The sequence below is a fragment of the Flavobacterium galactosi genome, assembly GCF_048158585.1.
GTDB lineage: Bacteria > Bacteroidota > Bacteroidia > Flavobacteriales > Flavobacteriaceae > Flavobacterium > Flavobacterium galactosi.
On record NZ_JBLNKV010000001.1, the window covers coordinates 558,419 to 573,001 of the forward strand.

Annotated in this window: 19 protein-coding genes; 11 read left to right on the top strand and 8 right to left on the bottom strand. The window is 33.8% G+C overall.

Going from position 1 to position 14,583, the window contains the following annotated elements:
• Positions 1–29: 29 nt before the first annotated feature.
• Positions 30–1,676, bottom strand: a complete 1,647-nt coding sequence (locus ACM55M_RS02380) for a DUF6377 domain-containing protein (protein ID WP_416855881.1) — start codon at positions 1,674–1,676, stop codon at positions 30–32.
• Positions 1,677–1,949: 273 nt separating this feature from the next.
• Between ACM55M_RS02380 and hflX the strand changes: the two genes are divergently transcribed.
• From hflX to ACM55M_RS02435, 11 genes are all read left to right on the top strand, one after another.
• Complete coding sequence (gene hflX / locus ACM55M_RS02385; protein ID WP_416855883.1) at positions 1,950–3,200, top strand: GTPase HflX; 1,251 nt, start codon at positions 1,950–1,952, stop codon at positions 3,198–3,200.
• 424 nt (positions 3,201–3,624) lie between these two features.
• On the top strand, positions 3,625–4,080 hold the full coding sequence (locus ACM55M_RS02390) for a hypothetical protein (protein ID WP_416855885.1): 456 nt from the start codon (positions 3,625–3,627) through the stop codon (positions 4,078–4,080).
• 121 nt (positions 4,081–4,201) lie between these two features.
• The gene (locus ACM55M_RS02395) at positions 4,202–5,011 is read left to right on the top strand and encodes a hypothetical protein (protein ID WP_416855886.1); all 810 of its coding nucleotides are present in this window, start codon (positions 4,202–4,204) and stop codon (positions 5,009–5,011) included.
• Positions 5,012–5,017: 6 nt separating this feature from the next.
• On the top strand, positions 5,018–5,476 hold the full coding sequence (locus ACM55M_RS02400) for a hypothetical protein (protein ID WP_416855887.1): 459 nt from the start codon (positions 5,018–5,020) through the stop codon (positions 5,474–5,476).
• A 2-nt stretch (positions 5,477–5,478) separates the two neighbouring features.
• Positions 5,479–5,961: a hypothetical protein gene (locus tag ACM55M_RS02405; protein WP_416855888.1), complete on the top strand. Its 483-nt coding sequence runs from the start codon at positions 5,479–5,481 to the stop codon at positions 5,959–5,961.
• A gap of 198 nt (positions 5,962–6,159) precedes the next feature.
• Positions 6,160–6,387, top strand: a complete 228-nt coding sequence (locus tag ACM55M_RS02410) for a hypothetical protein (RefSeq protein WP_416855889.1) — start codon at positions 6,160–6,162, stop codon at positions 6,385–6,387.
• 41 nt (positions 6,388–6,428) lie between these two features.
• Complete coding sequence (locus ACM55M_RS02415) at positions 6,429–6,680, top strand: hypothetical protein (RefSeq protein ID WP_416855890.1); 252 nt, start codon at positions 6,429–6,431, stop codon at positions 6,678–6,680.
• A 142-nt stretch (positions 6,681–6,822) separates the two neighbouring features.
• Positions 6,823–7,299, top strand: a complete 477-nt coding sequence (locus ACM55M_RS02420; RefSeq protein WP_416855891.1) for a YybH family protein — start codon at positions 6,823–6,825, stop codon at positions 7,297–7,299.
• Between the two features lie 235 nt (positions 7,300–7,534).
• Complete coding sequence (locus tag ACM55M_RS02425; RefSeq protein ID WP_416855893.1) at positions 7,535–7,984, top strand: VOC family protein; 450 nt, start codon at positions 7,535–7,537, stop codon at positions 7,982–7,984.
• A 280-nt stretch (positions 7,985–8,264) separates the two neighbouring features.
• The gene (locus tag ACM55M_RS02430) at positions 8,265–8,792 is read left to right on the top strand and encodes a GNAT family N-acetyltransferase (RefSeq protein WP_416855895.1); all 528 of its coding nucleotides are present in this window, start codon (positions 8,265–8,267) and stop codon (positions 8,790–8,792) included.
• Positions 8,793–9,042: 250 nt separating this feature from the next.
• On the top strand, positions 9,043–9,501 hold the full coding sequence (locus tag ACM55M_RS02435) for an SRPBCC domain-containing protein (protein ID WP_416855896.1): 459 nt from the start codon (positions 9,043–9,045) through the stop codon (positions 9,499–9,501).
• A 303-nt stretch (positions 9,502–9,804) separates the two neighbouring features.
• On the opposite strand, the gene ACM55M_RS02440 is transcribed toward ACM55M_RS02435, so the two are convergent.
• The 7 genes from ACM55M_RS02440 to ACM55M_RS02470 all read right to left on the bottom strand — a co-directional run bounded on the left by ACM55M_RS02440 (position 9,805) and on the right by ACM55M_RS02470 (position 14,422).
• Positions 9,805–10,275, bottom strand: a complete 471-nt coding sequence (locus tag ACM55M_RS02440) for a nuclear transport factor 2-like protein (RefSeq protein ID WP_416855898.1) — start codon at positions 10,273–10,275, stop codon at positions 9,805–9,807.
• 248 nt (positions 10,276–10,523) lie between these two features.
• Positions 10,524–11,369 carry a DUF3078 domain-containing protein gene (locus ACM55M_RS02445; protein WP_416855899.1) on the bottom strand — a complete coding sequence of 282 codons (846 nt, stop codon included), beginning with the start codon at positions 11,367–11,369 and terminating at the stop codon, positions 10,524–10,526.
• A 50-nt stretch (positions 11,370–11,419) separates the two neighbouring features.
• The gene (locus ACM55M_RS02450) at positions 11,420–11,929 is read right to left on the bottom strand and encodes a DUF2480 family protein (protein ID WP_416855901.1); all 510 of its coding nucleotides are present in this window, start codon (positions 11,927–11,929) and stop codon (positions 11,420–11,422) included.
• A gap of 81 nt (positions 11,930–12,010) precedes the next feature.
• Complete coding sequence (locus tag ACM55M_RS02455; protein WP_035669120.1) at positions 12,011–12,337, bottom strand: SUF system Fe-S cluster assembly protein; 327 nt, start codon at positions 12,335–12,337, stop codon at positions 12,011–12,013.
• A 6-nt stretch (positions 12,338–12,343) separates the two neighbouring features.
• Positions 12,344–12,763, bottom strand: coding sequence for a SufE family protein (locus ACM55M_RS02460; protein WP_416855902.1), 420 nt, complete (start codon positions 12,761–12,763; stop codon positions 12,344–12,346).
• On the bottom strand, positions 12,763–13,197 hold the full coding sequence (locus tag ACM55M_RS02465; protein ID WP_416855903.1) for a hypothetical protein: 435 nt from the start codon (positions 13,195–13,197) through the stop codon (positions 12,763–12,765). Before ACM55M_RS02465 ends, ACM55M_RS02460 begins: the two co-directional genes overlap by 1 nt.
• Before the next feature lie 10 nt (positions 13,198–13,207).
• A complete protein-coding gene (locus ACM55M_RS02470; RefSeq protein ID WP_416855904.1) occupies positions 13,208–14,422 on the bottom strand; it encodes an aminotransferase class V-fold PLP-dependent enzyme in 1,215 nt (404 codons plus the stop codon).
• Between the last annotated feature and the right edge of the window lie 161 nt (positions 14,423–14,583).

Consider the following 14,583-nt stretch of genomic DNA (forward strand, 5'->3'; position numbering starts at 1 on the left):
GCAAGACCGCCTTAAAAAATAGATTTTTTCTATTTTAAACTAGTTCCTATTCGCATTACTTTTGCTTCAAATTCCTCACGTGGACCCGCTGCTTTATTTTTGAGTTGTGAACGGTAATTGTAAATTGTAGAAACCGAATACCGGAGGAATATTGAAATTTTTGCGCTATCCTTGATGCCCAAACGGATGAGTGCAAAGATTCTTAATTCAGTATTCAGCAGTTCTCCTTCCTTCAATTGTGTTGCTTCATCATCAACCAGCAAAGCTTTAAACTCTTCGATAAAATTAGGAAAGAGTTGTAAAAACGTTTTGTCGAAAGTAGTATAAAACGCTGCAAGTTCCTTTTCGATAAACTGTTTTGATTTTACGGCACTGATCAGGTCGTTCATTTTTCCGGTAGTCGCCATGACATTCAATTTTCGACGGTATTCATCTAATTTGCCAATGTAATCGGAACACTGGTCCATGTAACGGCCAATGTATATTTCCTTCAAAAGATTGGCTTCGGTCAGCGTATAATTGGTCTCATTCAATTTTTCATTGAAAGTATTTAATTCGGTATTCAGTTCAGAAAGCTTGGTGTTGGCCAAACTTAAATCCTGTTTCGCTTTGGACAATTTCTTCATTTGCTTAAAAAGTAAAAAAAGCAGCACCAACAAAAACACCGATAAGATACTGGCACTTATCAAAAACAGAATTAATTGGAGCCGGTTGGTTTCATTTTGTTTTTGATACGCCTCGTTGATGATGGGCATCATCTTAGATATTTCATAGGTTCTTAAGCGCGCATTGCAAAAAAGGGCATCTTCGAGGGAACGTTTTATATATTTGTAAGCACGGTCAATATCTCCGTTTTCATACATTAGAAAAGCCAAAGAACGCAACGAAATATATTCTTTTTTGGCTAATTGCAAATCAGAAATAGCAGAAATTGTCAACCATTTTTGCTCCTGTATAGGATCTTTTTTTACGCGATACGCCTGCGAAATAAGATAGGCGATAACAGCTTTGTCAGGACTATTAAGAGCAATATTTGGAAAATAGTTTACTAATAAATGCAGCATCTCCTTGTGTTTTCCAGCATCAAGAAGCGTACTGGATTTCGCCATAATATAGGCACTTGATTGCGTTGGATAAAAATTTAAGGAGGAGTCACGGTACTTCTTGGTCAGTAAAACATACTTTTCTTTTTCTTGGGGTGAAGCCGCATAATCTGACATATACCCATAAACCACGCTGTTCACGGTAAAATAATATCCTTTTAGATCGGGAGTTGTATTGATGTTGATGGTATTAAGGATGTCGGTTGCTTCCTTGTACATTCCTAATGTTCCCATGATGGAAGCCAGATTTAATTGGGCATCATTTAGCTTTCTATCATCCTTTAATTTTTCGGCTATTTGAAAACTCTTTCGGGCGTAAATCAATGCCGAGTCCGACTGATATAATTTATATTCCGAATACAATTTTCCGTAAATGGCATATTTTTGAAGATCGGCAGCAGTGTATTGCAGCAGTCCTTTGAGTTTGTTTATCTCATTCTCTTTTTTATTCGAATACAATTGGTAATCCCCTACTGTTTGATCTAATTCATCCAACAGCGAATCAAAATTATTTTGCCCAAAAAGAAGAACGGGAAATAGCGATGCAATAAATAATGTCAGAAATCGATTCATTCAAATGGGATTAAATTCGTGTAAAAATAATTAAAAATCAAAGTAACTCCTAAAGTACGCAGGGCAAACGCAGGAGAGTTGTTTTTTAGCCACGAATTACACGAATTTTCAATAGTTTTTTTAAATTAAAGACTAATTCGTGGCAAAACTTTTCTTTAGTCTAATTTCCGGCTCGACCAAAAACTATCATTATTCACACCTTCTGACTTTTTTATAAACCCATAATTACATAAGTCCCTGACAAATCATTAAATTTGTAGCTTATTCAAAGACATGTTAGAAAAAGAAGTAATAAATTTCGAAAAAACGGCTATAGTTGGTGTTATAACTCAAAATCAAAGTGAAGAGAAACTAAACGAATATCTTGACGAATTAGAGTTTTTGACCTTTACCGCTGGGGGCCAAGTGGTGAAACGTTTTTCGCAAAAAATGGAACGCCCAAATCCCAAGACTTTTGTAGGAACAGGAAAAATAGAAGAGATTCATCAATTTGTAAAAGAAAATGACATTTCGACTTTGGTATTTGATGATGAATTGTCGCCTTCACAGCAAAAAAATATATCTAAAATTATTACGGAATGTAAAATTCTGGATAGAACGCACCTTATCCTTGATATTTTTGCGCAACGTGCCGAAACTTCGTATGCAAGAACGCAAGTAGAATTAGCGCAATGCCAATATTTATTGCCGAGACTTTCCGGAATGTGGACGCACCTTGAACGTCAAAAAGGGGGAATTGGAATGCGTGGACCTGGAGAAACCGAGATTGAAACAGACAGACGTATTGTTCGTGACCGAATAGCGTTATTGAAAGAAAAAATAAAAACCATCGACAAGCAAATGGGCGTGCAACGCGGGAATCGTGGCGCTATGGTTCGTGTGGCTTTGGTTGGATATACCAATGTGGGGAAATCAACCTTGATGAATGCCGTTGGGAAAAGTGATGTTTTTGTAGAAAATAAACTTTTTGCGACTTTGGATACCACCGTTCGAAAAGTAGTGATTAAAAACTTGCCTTTCTTGCTTTCGGATACCGTAGGATTTATTCGAAAATTACCAACACAATTGGTAGATTCTTTCAAAAGTACGTTGGATGAGGTTCGTGAAGCCGATTTGCTACTGCACGTAGTTGATATTTCGCATCCTGAATTTGAAGATCAGATTGAGTCGGTAAATAAGACCTTATTAGATATTAAATGTAATGACAAACCAGTCATTATGGTTTTCAATAAAATCGATGCTTACAAACCGCTGACTATTGACGAAGATGATTTAATGACCGAAAAAACGCCAAGACATTTTACTTTGGAAGAATGGAAAGCGACTTGGATGAATAAGGTCGGAGAACAAAATGCGTTATTTATTTCGGCAACCAACAAAGAAAATTTCGAGGAATTCAGAGAGCGAGTTTATGAAGCGGTAAGACACATTCACATCACCCGTTTTCCGTATAATAAGTTTTTGTACCCGGATTATAAAGATGCTGTTGAGAAAGAAGACAAAGATGAGGAGGAAATCGAATAATTTCCCCTAAAACATAAAATACACCAATCCCTTTTGATATCTCAAGAGGGATTTTTTTTTGGGCATGTCTCAGCTTCCTCCGCGTTACAGCTGCGTCAGGATCCCGAGGCTTCGGGACGCTATAATCTCCCGAAAAAAAATCGGGAGGATTTCCGCTGCCATCCTTCATGCGGCTCTGGTTCAATAGCGATTAATTGTTTAAAATGAAAATGATTTTTAATATTTTGTAGTATTTTATTTGTTATATTCGTTAAATAAATGATTTTTATTTTGATCACACATATATCTAAATTACAGAAAACCTTATTTCCATAATTGCGTAAATAGAAACACCGGAAAAAAGAGCAATAATCTGAATAACGGGAGCTAACAAATCCTTTACTGCCCAGCAAATGCGAAATGAAAAGGTAAAAAACAATTTAATATGAATTTAAAAATTAAATTCTTAGCTCGGTTTCTTTCACTAATCATAATGATGACATTTTTAAGTTGCGAAAAAGATTTGTATGAAGACGCAATTCAACAAAAAAAAGAATTAAATACAAATACAGTTTCTTTAAGAGAATTATCAAAAAAAGACAATGAAAAATTATTTAAAGCTGTTGATAATCTTAATTTAAAAAATGAAAATATACTTTCTAAAAAAAGATATAATAAAAAAAGTGATTTCTATTTTGATGACACTAATGGTAAGGAAATAATATCCGTAGACGGTCATAAATCATATACATTTCAAATTTATAATAAAGATGCAAATAAAAAAATTGAAAATGTATTATTTACTGAGAATGAAAATGGGGAATATGATGTATTTAAAGTTAAATATGATTTTAATGAAGAGGATTATAAAAAAGACATAAAAAAACATAAAAAAACATAAAGTAGTTTATGAACCAGTCATAAATGCAAGAACTACTGAGTTATGTTTGACAATCTATACTATATATTATGGTGGTTGCACTAGAGAGCACGAAAACGGATATACATGCAACGAACAAACAATGACATCTGAACAATATTGTGCGGATGATTATACAACAATTATTGAAAATAATAGTAGTTACATATCTATCTCAGAAACAGGATGGGGTAATGGAACATTTGTAAATACAAATACAACTATGAGCCCTAGTGGTGTATTTACAACACTCGTAATTACACCAGGTATGACTTTTATTAATAGTTTAAACTTTGATACACCAGAAGGTTTGTTTTCTTTATCGTCTGATGCTCAACAAATAATTTTCAATTATTTAGGAGTACATAATTTTGATGATCCAACAAAAGCGAGGGTTAAGTATTTTTTAGATCATTTTAATTTTTTTTGGATTAATGAACAACCAGCTGGAACTGATATTGATATTTTTAATTCTTTAGCACAAAATGGGTTTTCTAGTGAAAGTAATATGATTATTAATAATTGGATAAAATTAAAAGACAAATTAGTAACAAACCCAAATCTACTTCTAAACATCCCTTGTGCTGAAATACCAAAATGGAAAATTCTAACCCAATTTTCACCACCCCAATCAGTGAAAAATAAAATTGAAAGTTTGAATAATCAAAGTATATTTACAGATTATAATATTCAATACTTAGATCATGCTGCAGGAGCTGCAATTAATTTAGATTATTTTCCAGTAACCATTAATCAAATGCCAACTAATCCTCAAACTGGAAATCAATTCACTCCCAGTCAATTCTTAAATTACGTCAGGTTAAATATAAACAATTTTGTTAATACAAATATTTCAAGTTTTTCTCCATCAACAATAACTGGAATTAATGAGTCAGCTATATGGAACTCCTAAAATCCAGTGGGAGCGATCATACATATTAACATACCTACTGCGGGCGATGGCTCAGTAGTTTGTTCGGAGTATACCAGCAACTCTTGGATTTTTACAACTATTGAAGTTCCTTGGGGACTTAATCAAGGACAAGATGGGGTACATCCTGTAAGTGGAAACAGGGAATTTGGTATTATACAAAATCCAGATGGGTCATATACATTTTATACTAGAGGAGTAGATCGAATGACAGATGGTTTCGAGTCTTTTTTAATGCAGAACAGTAGTGTTTTTACAAACCCATTTGAAAATCCTGATTTATTATGGAATAGTTTTAAGAACAAAATTCATAATTTTGTACAAAATAATAATGGTAATTCTATTACTTCTTTACAAAGTGATAATAAAATTTGGAGACCGGATTGGTATAAAGTAAGACAATATTTAAAAGGCGAAATATCAATTAGTGAATTAGGATGCTATTAATTATGGAAAAGACAATTAAAAAATTAAAGATTATATTTTTAGTGACAGGATTATTAACAATTTTAACAATTGTATTTGATTTATTATTACATATAAGTATCAAAGATCAAAGCGGGCTATACTTGGTTACTACAGCTTTTTTCTCCTTTGTTTTTTTAGCGACCCTATATATTTATTTTATAATGTCGGATATAAATATTAATGAATTTAAATATTTAAAAATATTAAACATAATTGCTACATTAATTGGTTTGTCAACGTTTTTATATTTTGGTTTTATAGAACAACATGCTTTATATTTACTATATCCCGCTTATACTATTATTTTTATTATCGTAAATAATATAGTTATGAGTTTTATATTTTGGTTTAAGAAAACAGGATTTAAATATATATTTAATCAATGGATTTTGTTAATTTTATCAATTATAATTTATTTTTTTACTCATAAATTATTAATTTTCGTTGGGCTATTTACTGTTTAAATTGTTAAATCCCGACCGTCCCCAACTGGCGCTCGTTTGTCCACGTTATCTGGTGCTCGTCTGCGACGAGTACCTACTTAAATTAAGAGACAAATTATAGCGTTTGCAACGCGGATCGCTAAAACTGAGTACCTTTAAATAAGTATACGACTGTTTTATAATAGCGTTTCTGAAAATTACAAAGTTATCGATAGTACAGTGCCTACTTTTATTACTATAACAGTTGTAGATTGGGTAGATTTATTGGTGCGACCTAATTATTGTTCTATTTTAGATGAATCCTTAAATTATTGTATCAAGGAAAAAGGATTGAGTGTGCATGCTTATGTATATATGACTAGCCATATTCATTTAATTGTAACAGCATTTGATGGTGAGTTACAAAATGTTATTCGGGATTTTAAAAAATTCACCTCAAAAAACTGATAGAATCGATAAAAGAATATCCTGAGAGCAGGCGAGAATGGTTGTTACGGAAATTTAGTTTTGAAGATCAAAAATCAGGAAGAGCTAAAAATTATAAAGTATGGCAAGATGGTTTTCATCCGGTTATATTGGATACTTTAGAAAAAATAGAGCAGCGTGTAAACTACATACATTATAATCCTGTTGAAGCCGAAATCGTTTTTCATGAAAGAGATTATGTAAACAGTAGCTATAGGAATTATGAAGAAGACAATACTGTTTTTTGTAATGTAAATGTCGAACCTTTATGGTAATCTGTTTATAATAGCCGCGTTGCAAACGCTTTATTTAGTTCATACAAGTAAGTAGGTACTCGTTGCAAACGAGCACCAGTGGACGTTGGAAAAATAGTAACGGAAAATTCTAATTCTCTCTTTATTATTAAAATTCTATAAAATGAAAAATATCATTCTTTCAATCATAATATTATTAGCTTCTGTTTCTTGCTTTGCCCAAAATCCAAGGAAAGAAGAAGTTGCAATTAAACAACTAATTGAAGATTACAAAGTTTCAATTAACAAAGCCGATACACTTTTAGGTGCAAATGTATGGGCCGATGTTCCCGAAGTTTCATTTATTCATCCACGAGGGCACGAAAAAGGTTGGAAAGGTGTAAAAGCTATTTTCTATGGAATGTTCAGAATAATGTTTAAAACACGAGATTTAAAAAGTTCCAACGAAATAATAAATGTTTATAACGACGTAGCATGGGTAGAGTTTTATTGGATATTTGATGCTTCGTTTACTGACGGAAAAGCAATGCAAACCAAGGGAAGAGAAACACAGATTCTAAAAAAGATAGACAATCAATGGCGAATCGTTCATGTACATTATTCGGGAATGCCAGTGACAGGTGAAAGACAAGGGTTTTAACTCCTGTTGAAGCCGAAATCGTTTTTCATGAAAGAGATTATGTAAATAGTAGCTATAGGAATTATGAAGAAGACACGACTGTTTTTTGTAATGTAAATGTCGAACCTTTATGGTAATCTGTTTATATTAGCCGCGTTGCAAACGCTTTATTTAGTTCAGACAAGTAAGTAGGTGACACCCTGCACTCAGCCATTTAGAATAAGAAATAAAAACAACAACTTAAAAAATTATAATTATGGCACTTATCAACCCTTACATTAACTTCAACGGAAATGCCGAAGAAGCATTCAATTTTTACAAATCAGTATTTGGTGGAGAGTTCGCAAAGATTATGCGTTTCAAAGATATATCATCCCGAAACTTAGGGACTGAATATCCAGTAGCAGAAAATGATGCAAATAAAATAATGCACATTGCTTTGCCTATTGGCAAAAATATTTTAATGGCCAATGACGTTCCAGAAAGTATGGGTCAAGTAAATGAAAATGAAAACAGATCTAAAATATCTATTAGCGCAGAAAGTCGTGAAGAAGCCAACACGTTATTTAGCGGACTTTCAGCAGGTGGAAACATTGAAGTGCCTATTGGCGACAGTCCTTGGGGTTCCTATTTTGGGATGTTTAGAGACAAATTCGGTATTGAATGGATGGTAGATTTTGACCCAAAATATAACGGAAAAGTATAATTAGAAAACAACGAATGACTAACAGCGGTTTGGTAAAAAGGTGGGTTGATGTGCTTCGTATGAACCTCGCACTAGTGCTTGTCTGCGACGAGTACCTACCCCAACTGGCGCTCGTTTGTCCGCGTTCTCTGGTGCTTGTTTGCAACGAGTATCTACTTAAATTAATATTCAAATTATAGCGTTTGCAACGCGGATCTCTCAACTCCCCGCCTGCTCAAAGTCTCGGGACGTTTGCGGTCAGGCTACGACACTACTAATTAGGCAAAGTAAATATGACAGAATGGTAAACAGAAATTTCACACCTTTTCCAATTTTGACAACTGGAAGGTTAACTCTTAGACAATTATTAATTGATGACAAGCAAGATATTTTTGCTTTGCGTTCAGACACAGAAATAAACAAATATCTTGACAGAGAACCAAGCAAGACAATTGATGATGCAATAAATTTTATCAAGAGGGTTAATGATAACATTAAAAATAACAACTCTATTTATTGGGTAATTAGCTTGACAAGTACAAAAACATTTGTTGGGACAATTTGTCTTTTTGACTTTTCAAACGAAAAAAATAGTTGCGAAATCGGATATGAACTTATGACGAAATTTCAAGGACAAGGAATAATGAAAGAAGCTACTGAAGTACTAATTGACTACGTGTTTCAGACTTTAAAGTTTAAAAAAATACTCGCCTTTACACATTATGAGAATCTGAATTCAACCAATCTACTGTTAAAATTCAATTTTGTAAAATCATTAGAAACGGACAAAGAAAATCCTAACTTAAATATTTTCACTTTGACACAATAACATTGACAACAAGAAAGCAAAACATAATAAAACAAAAGCCCGAACCGCTAACACTTGCTACAAGAGATTTGGGCAATTGGCTTAATGGGAAGTTGGTTTTGTATTTGGGATGTTTAGGCAAATCCGAAGACAAGGCTTAATTTAGTCCCAAACCCGCTGTAGTACAAGAACATTATAGGACATGTTAAACGACTGCTAAGTATGACAGAAAATAACAACTCGAAAGATTAATTTAAACAAATATTATATTATGAAAAAGTTACAATTCAAAGTAAGCATCAATGCACCTGTAACCAAGATATATGATTTTATGCTTGGCATTAACAGTAAATCAACTTATGAACAATGGACCTCTTTGTTTAACCCGACATCTACCTATGAAGGAAGTTGGGACAAGGGAAATAAAATTCTATTTATTGGAATAGATGAAAAAGGAGAAAAGGGAGGTATGGTTTCCAAGATAGCTGAAAACATTCTCAACCGATTTGTTTCTATTCAACATTATGGTCTTTTAAAAGCTGACAAGGAAATTACAGAAGGACCAGAAGTAGAAAAATGGGCAAACGGATTTGAAAACTATACCTTCGAAGAAAACAATGGGACTACAACCGTTACTGTTGACTTAGACACCACAGAAGATTTTTTAGATTATATGAACCAGACCTACCCAAAAGCACTAGACAAGTTGAAAGAACTTTGTGAAAAATAATAATTTCAAGAATATCTTAAAAAGACAAAGAAATAAACACAGACTATAACACGGGTTTGGCAAAAGTGGCGGTTCAGTACTCCGCAGACACATTTGTGGTTAATCAAACATTGGTTCTCCGCACCAACATTTGTCGTGAAAATCGCCCCCAACTGGTGCTCGTTTGTCCACGTTAACCTACTTAAAATAATAGACAAGTGTAAGTTGTAAGGATTAAATGAAAACCATAAAAAACGGCTCCCTAAAAGAGTGCCGTTTTTTTATGAGATACATTCTGAGTTCTGTAAACTGGGACTTAAAAAACTATTTCTTCGGTGGCATTGCTTCCATGATAGGCACTCGATCGAGATATTGATCAACCATATCAATTTTATCTTCTGAATTAAAATGATACGTAGAATGAATCCATTGAGTCATACTCTTGCCGCCTTTGTATTTTGCGGTGGTTTTGTACCAGCCAAGAAGCCAGATGCCATCCATTGGAATGTTGCCTTTCTCATTTACTTTGACTGGCAACCAAATTTCTTTTTCAAAAGTGATGGTTTCAATAACGTTACCTCTTCGGTCTCTCCAATATTTTTCTATGGCTGGTTTTCCTATTAAACTGTCTCCGCTATTCCAGTAATACTTGGCATCTTCGGCGAAGCTGTTTGTCCAGGAATCCATGTCGTTTTTGGATAAATCCGCTAACATTTTTTTCCCTATATCGGAATATTTGCTGTCGGCAAACTCTGTTGGAGGTGGCGGTGTGTCAGGTGTTTCAGAAGTTGACAATGCTTTCGGTGTAGCTTCTTTTTTGCATGCTACAAAAAGGGTCGCACACAGGACGATTAAAATTAATTTTTTCATAAGGTGAAGTTTTAAAATAATAGTGTTAGTTTAAAATGCTTACCATTATGTCTTAGTAGGTTAAATAGGAGAATAAAAGTACTAAAAAAGATAGTACGTTTGCGCTTTTTATTAATAAATATTTATCTTAAGTTATTGATTGTCAATAAATAAGAATTAAAAAATGCGTTTTATTAGAAACCGTAATTAACACCTAAACCAAATACTTCCCGTACTTGAACCGCTTTGATTGTATTGTCATCATATATTCCCTGTAAAGCTAAATTTGCCGTTATGTATTTGTTGATTCTCATAAGAATGTTCATTTGATAATCAATGTCAATATTTTGTGGTTTGTCTAAATAATTAGAATATAAATTTACCCTGTTTTCGACAGAAATATTTGTCATTACATTAAATTTATAATAACCTGAAATACTGGCGCCAAATTCTAATCGGGAATTGTCTCCTTGCAATACACCAAAAGAAGGGCCGAAATCAGTAAAATGATCATGAACAACAATTAATTTTGCGGTAGCTGGAGAAAAATTGACGCTTAAATTATTACTTTTTTTCCACCAAATCCCAGGTCCAAATTGAATGTAAGCGGGCGAAAAGAAATGAGAAATGGTATTACCATCCTTATCATAGCCAACATCCATTTGTGTTTTGAAATTGAAAAACAGCGAATAATACCAATCTCCTTTGGCTTTTTTGCCCCAAAGAGAATTCAATTCTAAGCGATCATCTGTTTTTGATATTTTTGAACCCGTTACTTTGGTTAATCCGTAAGCGGCTATGAATTTATTATCCCAAATTACGTCCCCTTTTTTATAATTGAAATCATAATTCAGACCAAAATTCCCCGCAAGGTTTGAAGTTCCACCGCCCAACCATTTACTGTTGAAAGCAGTCTGATTAAAAAGCAAAGAAATATTCCCTTTTTTTGTCCAAAGTTTTATAGTGTCATTTGAAGTTTCCTGAGCATTAATGAAATTCACAACTAGGAGCAACACTAAAGAAAACACTATCTTTTTCATGGCTTTAGATTTAAATTCTACTTTAAAAGTACAAAATAAACATAAATAAACTACTCTTTTTTATGTGCTTTATACAATGGAACGGCTGAACATGCTTCGCCATACATAATACTTCGTGCAAAAGGCTGTAAATAATGGGCTGCCAATACATAAGCTCGCATCGGAACCGGTTTTCTGGAGCATCCTTTTATAATGACAGGTTTATTTTCATACATCGAATAATCAATTTTAGGCAACAATTCTTCATATAGAGAAGCGTCTAAATCTTCAAATGTCCCATTGATGATTTTCTTTGCAAATGGCGCTAATTGAATGGCAACCAGAATCGAAGCCCAAGCAGGAACAATAGCATCGGTACTGCAATTAATAGCAACATACTGATCTTGATATTGTGACCAATCGTGATTTTTTAGCTGCTCTCTAAAGTCTTTTTCTTTCAATAAAAAACCTTCCAATAGCCATTGCGAAATATCTATTTGCGCACGAATCCCTTTTGGATAATAATCTTCGAGATCGAAAACTTCCAAAACACTATTCGCAACTTTATTTATTATTTCCATTTATGAAGTCTTAAAGTCGAATGTCGAAAGTCATAAGGTCATCTGCATTGAGACTTTATGACTTTTGGCATTAGGACTAATTTAAAGCATTCCCAATTCTAATTTTGCTTCTTCGCTCATTAAATCTTTGCTCCAAGGCGGATCAAAAGTAATTTCTACTTCTGCATCTTTTACATTAGTAATTGATTTTACTTTTTCTTCTACTTCTCTTGGTAAGCTTTCCGCAACAGGACAGTTTGGAGAAGTAAGCGTCATCAGGATTTTTACTTCATAATCCGTATTGACCATGACATCATAAATCAATCCTAATTCGTAAATATCTACAGGAATCTCAGGATCGTAAATAGTCTTTAATATTTTTACGATTGATTCTCCTAATTCGGCAGTGTCTATAATTGTTTCTTCCATTTTTATTTAATTTTGCGTGTTGAATGCCAAAGCATACATTTTTATATTTTTTATCATGGATACCAATCCATTGGCGCGAGTAGGTGATAAATGTTCTTTCAACCCTATTTCATCAATAAAGCTCATGTCAGCTTCCAGGATATCGGAGGCTTTTTGATTCGAAAAAGTACGAATTAATATGGCAATAATCCCTTTTGTCAAAATGGCATCGCTATCGGCAGTGAAGACAATTTTGTCACCGTTTTTTTCTCCGTGCAGCCATACTTTTGATTGGCATCCTTTTATCAGATTATTTTCTGTTTTGAATTCTTCTTCGATTAAAGGAAGATTTTTACCTAATTCGATGATGTATTCATACCGTTCCATCCAGTCATCGAACATAGAAAATTCATCAACGATTTCTTCTTGTATGTCTTTAATTTTCATTATTTTATTTTAGCATATGAAGTTATTTTATCTACGAACTTCTTAATTTCTTTTGGTGGAAAACCATGATCAAAACCAGTTGTTTCATACCCTTTGTCCTTGTAGGTGATTTTCAAATTGGCGATAGCCGCACCGTCATAAAAACGTTTTTCGGTAGGGGCTTTTAATTTTGCCAAACTGTCCAATTTCACGCTTTTAAAAAATTCCACTAATTCTTTCCAGTCTGCTTCGGTTATTTTTGTGGGTACCGGTTTGTCGTTTCCATTTCTGTCTTTTGAAACCGTTACCATCTGATTTTTCACCGTTATTTTTTGATAAGAACCTCTGGTATTGGCAACATATTCAATTATCGCAGTTTCAATATCCTGTTTTTTTTGGGCTTCGCATCCTTTTCCAAGAAAAATAGAGAGGAACAAAATAGATAGTATTTTCATATTTTAAATTTTAAGACAACATGAGCTGCGCTTTTTTTATGGCTTCAACCATACTGTCAATTTCTTCTTTGGTATTATAAAAAGCAAATGAAGCTCGTATCGTTCCCGGAATGCAAAAGAAGTTCATAATCGGTTGCGCACAATGGTGACCGGTTCGTACGGCTATTCCTAATTTGTCAATTATCGTACCAATATCATATGGATGAATTCCAGCAATATTAAATGAAATTACGGAAGTTTTTTCTGCCGATGTGCCGTAAATCTTCAAACCTTCAATTTCTAATAAACGTTGGGTTCCATATTTCAATAACTCCAATTCTTGTTGTTGAATGTTTTCAAAACCAATCTCATTCAAATAATCTACGGCAGTCCCCAGGACAATGCCGCCGGCAATATCAGGGGTTCCAGCTTCAAATTTATGCGGCAAATCAGCATAAGTTGTCTTTTCGAAAGTTACTTCCTTGATCATTTCACCTCCACCTTGATAGGGAGGCAGTTTATTCAACCACGATTCTTTTCCGTATAAAATCCCAGTTCCTGTTGGACCACACATTTTATGTCCCGAAAAAGCATAAAAATCACAATCCAATTCCTGAACATCGGGTTTTAAATGCGGAACGGCTTGCGCGCCGTCAATCAAAATCGCAGCGCCAACTTCATGCGCTTTGTCAATCATATATTTAATGGGATTGACAGTTCCCAATGCATTCGAAATATGATTTACGGTAACGATTTTAGTTTTATTCGAAAGCAATTTGTCATATTCGGATAGGATCAATTCACCACCTTCATTCATTGGAATTACGCGTAAAGTCGCACCAGTTTTCTCGCATAACATCTGCCAAGGCACAATATTACTGTGGTGTTCCAATGCCGAAACGACAACTTCATCGCCCGGTTTTAGAATAGAGGCAAATCCATTGGAAACCAAATTAATTCCATGCGTTGTTCCTGAAGTAAAAAGCACTTCATGTGCGAATTTTGCGTTGATGTGATTTTGTATTTTGCCACGGGAAGCTTCGTAGGCATCGGTTGCTAGTTGACTCAAAGTGTGAACACCACGATGAATATTGGCATTAATTTCCTGATAATATTTTGAAATTGCATCAATTACAACTTGTGGTTTTTGCGAAGTAGCTCCGTTATCGAAATAAACTAACGACTTTCCGTTTACTTTCTGGGAAAGGATTGGGAAATCGGCTCTGATTTTATTTATATCTAACATTTTATCTGCTTGTTTTTATTGTTTTTTATTGGTCAGATAGAACGCCAATATTCAACATTTTTTTAGATAATCCAATTTGTTATTGGCGTATCATTATTTAGAATTTTTCTAAATACAAAAGTAATAAAAACTAAATTGTTTTAGCCATGAATTCACCAATT

Coding starts and splice junctions, on each gene's coding strand:
- ACM55M_RS02395 (WP_416855886.1), top strand. CDS start 4,202: ATGACATCTGAACAATATTGTGCGGATGATTATACAACAATTATTGAA.
- ACM55M_RS02390 (WP_416855885.1), top strand. CDS start 3,625: ATGAATTTAAAAATTAAATTCTTAGCTCGGTTTCTTTCACTAATCATA.
- ACM55M_RS02470 (WP_416855904.1), bottom strand. CDS start 14,422: ATGTTAGATATAAATAAAATCAGAGCCGATTTCCCAATCCTTTCCCAG.
- ACM55M_RS02420 (WP_416855891.1), top strand. CDS start 6,823: ATGAAAAATATCATTCTTTCAATCATAATATTATTAGCTTCTGTTTCT.
- ACM55M_RS02405 (WP_416855888.1), top strand. CDS start 5,479: ATGGAAAAGACAATTAAAAAATTAAAGATTATATTTTTAGTGACAGGA.
- ACM55M_RS02450 (WP_416855901.1), bottom strand. CDS start 11,929: ATGGAAATAATAAATAAAGTTGCGAATAGTGTTTTGGAAGTTTTCGAT.
- ACM55M_RS02435 (WP_416855896.1), top strand. CDS start 9,043: ATGAAAAAGTTACAATTCAAAGTAAGCATCAATGCACCTGTAACCAAG.
- ACM55M_RS02465 (WP_416855903.1), bottom strand. CDS start 13,197: ATGAAAATACTATCTATTTTGTTCCTCTCTATTTTTCTTGGAAAAGGA.
- ACM55M_RS02445 (WP_416855899.1), bottom strand. CDS start 11,369: ATGAAAAAGATAGTGTTTTCTTTAGTGTTGCTCCTAGTTGTGAATTTC.
- ACM55M_RS02380 (WP_416855881.1), bottom strand. CDS start 1,676: ATGAATCGATTTCTGACATTATTTATTGCATCGCTATTTCCCGTTCTT.
- ACM55M_RS02430 (WP_416855895.1), top strand. CDS start 8,265: ATGGTAAACAGAAATTTCACACCTTTTCCAATTTTGACAACTGGAAGG.
- ACM55M_RS02460 (WP_416855902.1), bottom strand. CDS start 12,763: ATGAAAATTAAAGACATACAAGAAGAAATCGTTGATGAATTTTCTATG.
- hflX (WP_416855883.1), top strand. CDS start 1,950: ATGTTAGAAAAAGAAGTAATAAATTTCGAAAAAACGGCTATAGTTGGT.
- ACM55M_RS02425 (WP_416855893.1), top strand. CDS start 7,535: ATGGCACTTATCAACCCTTACATTAACTTCAACGGAAATGCCGAAGAA.
- ACM55M_RS02455 (WP_035669120.1), bottom strand. CDS start 12,337: ATGGAAGAAACAATTATAGACACTGCCGAATTAGGAGAATCAATCGTA.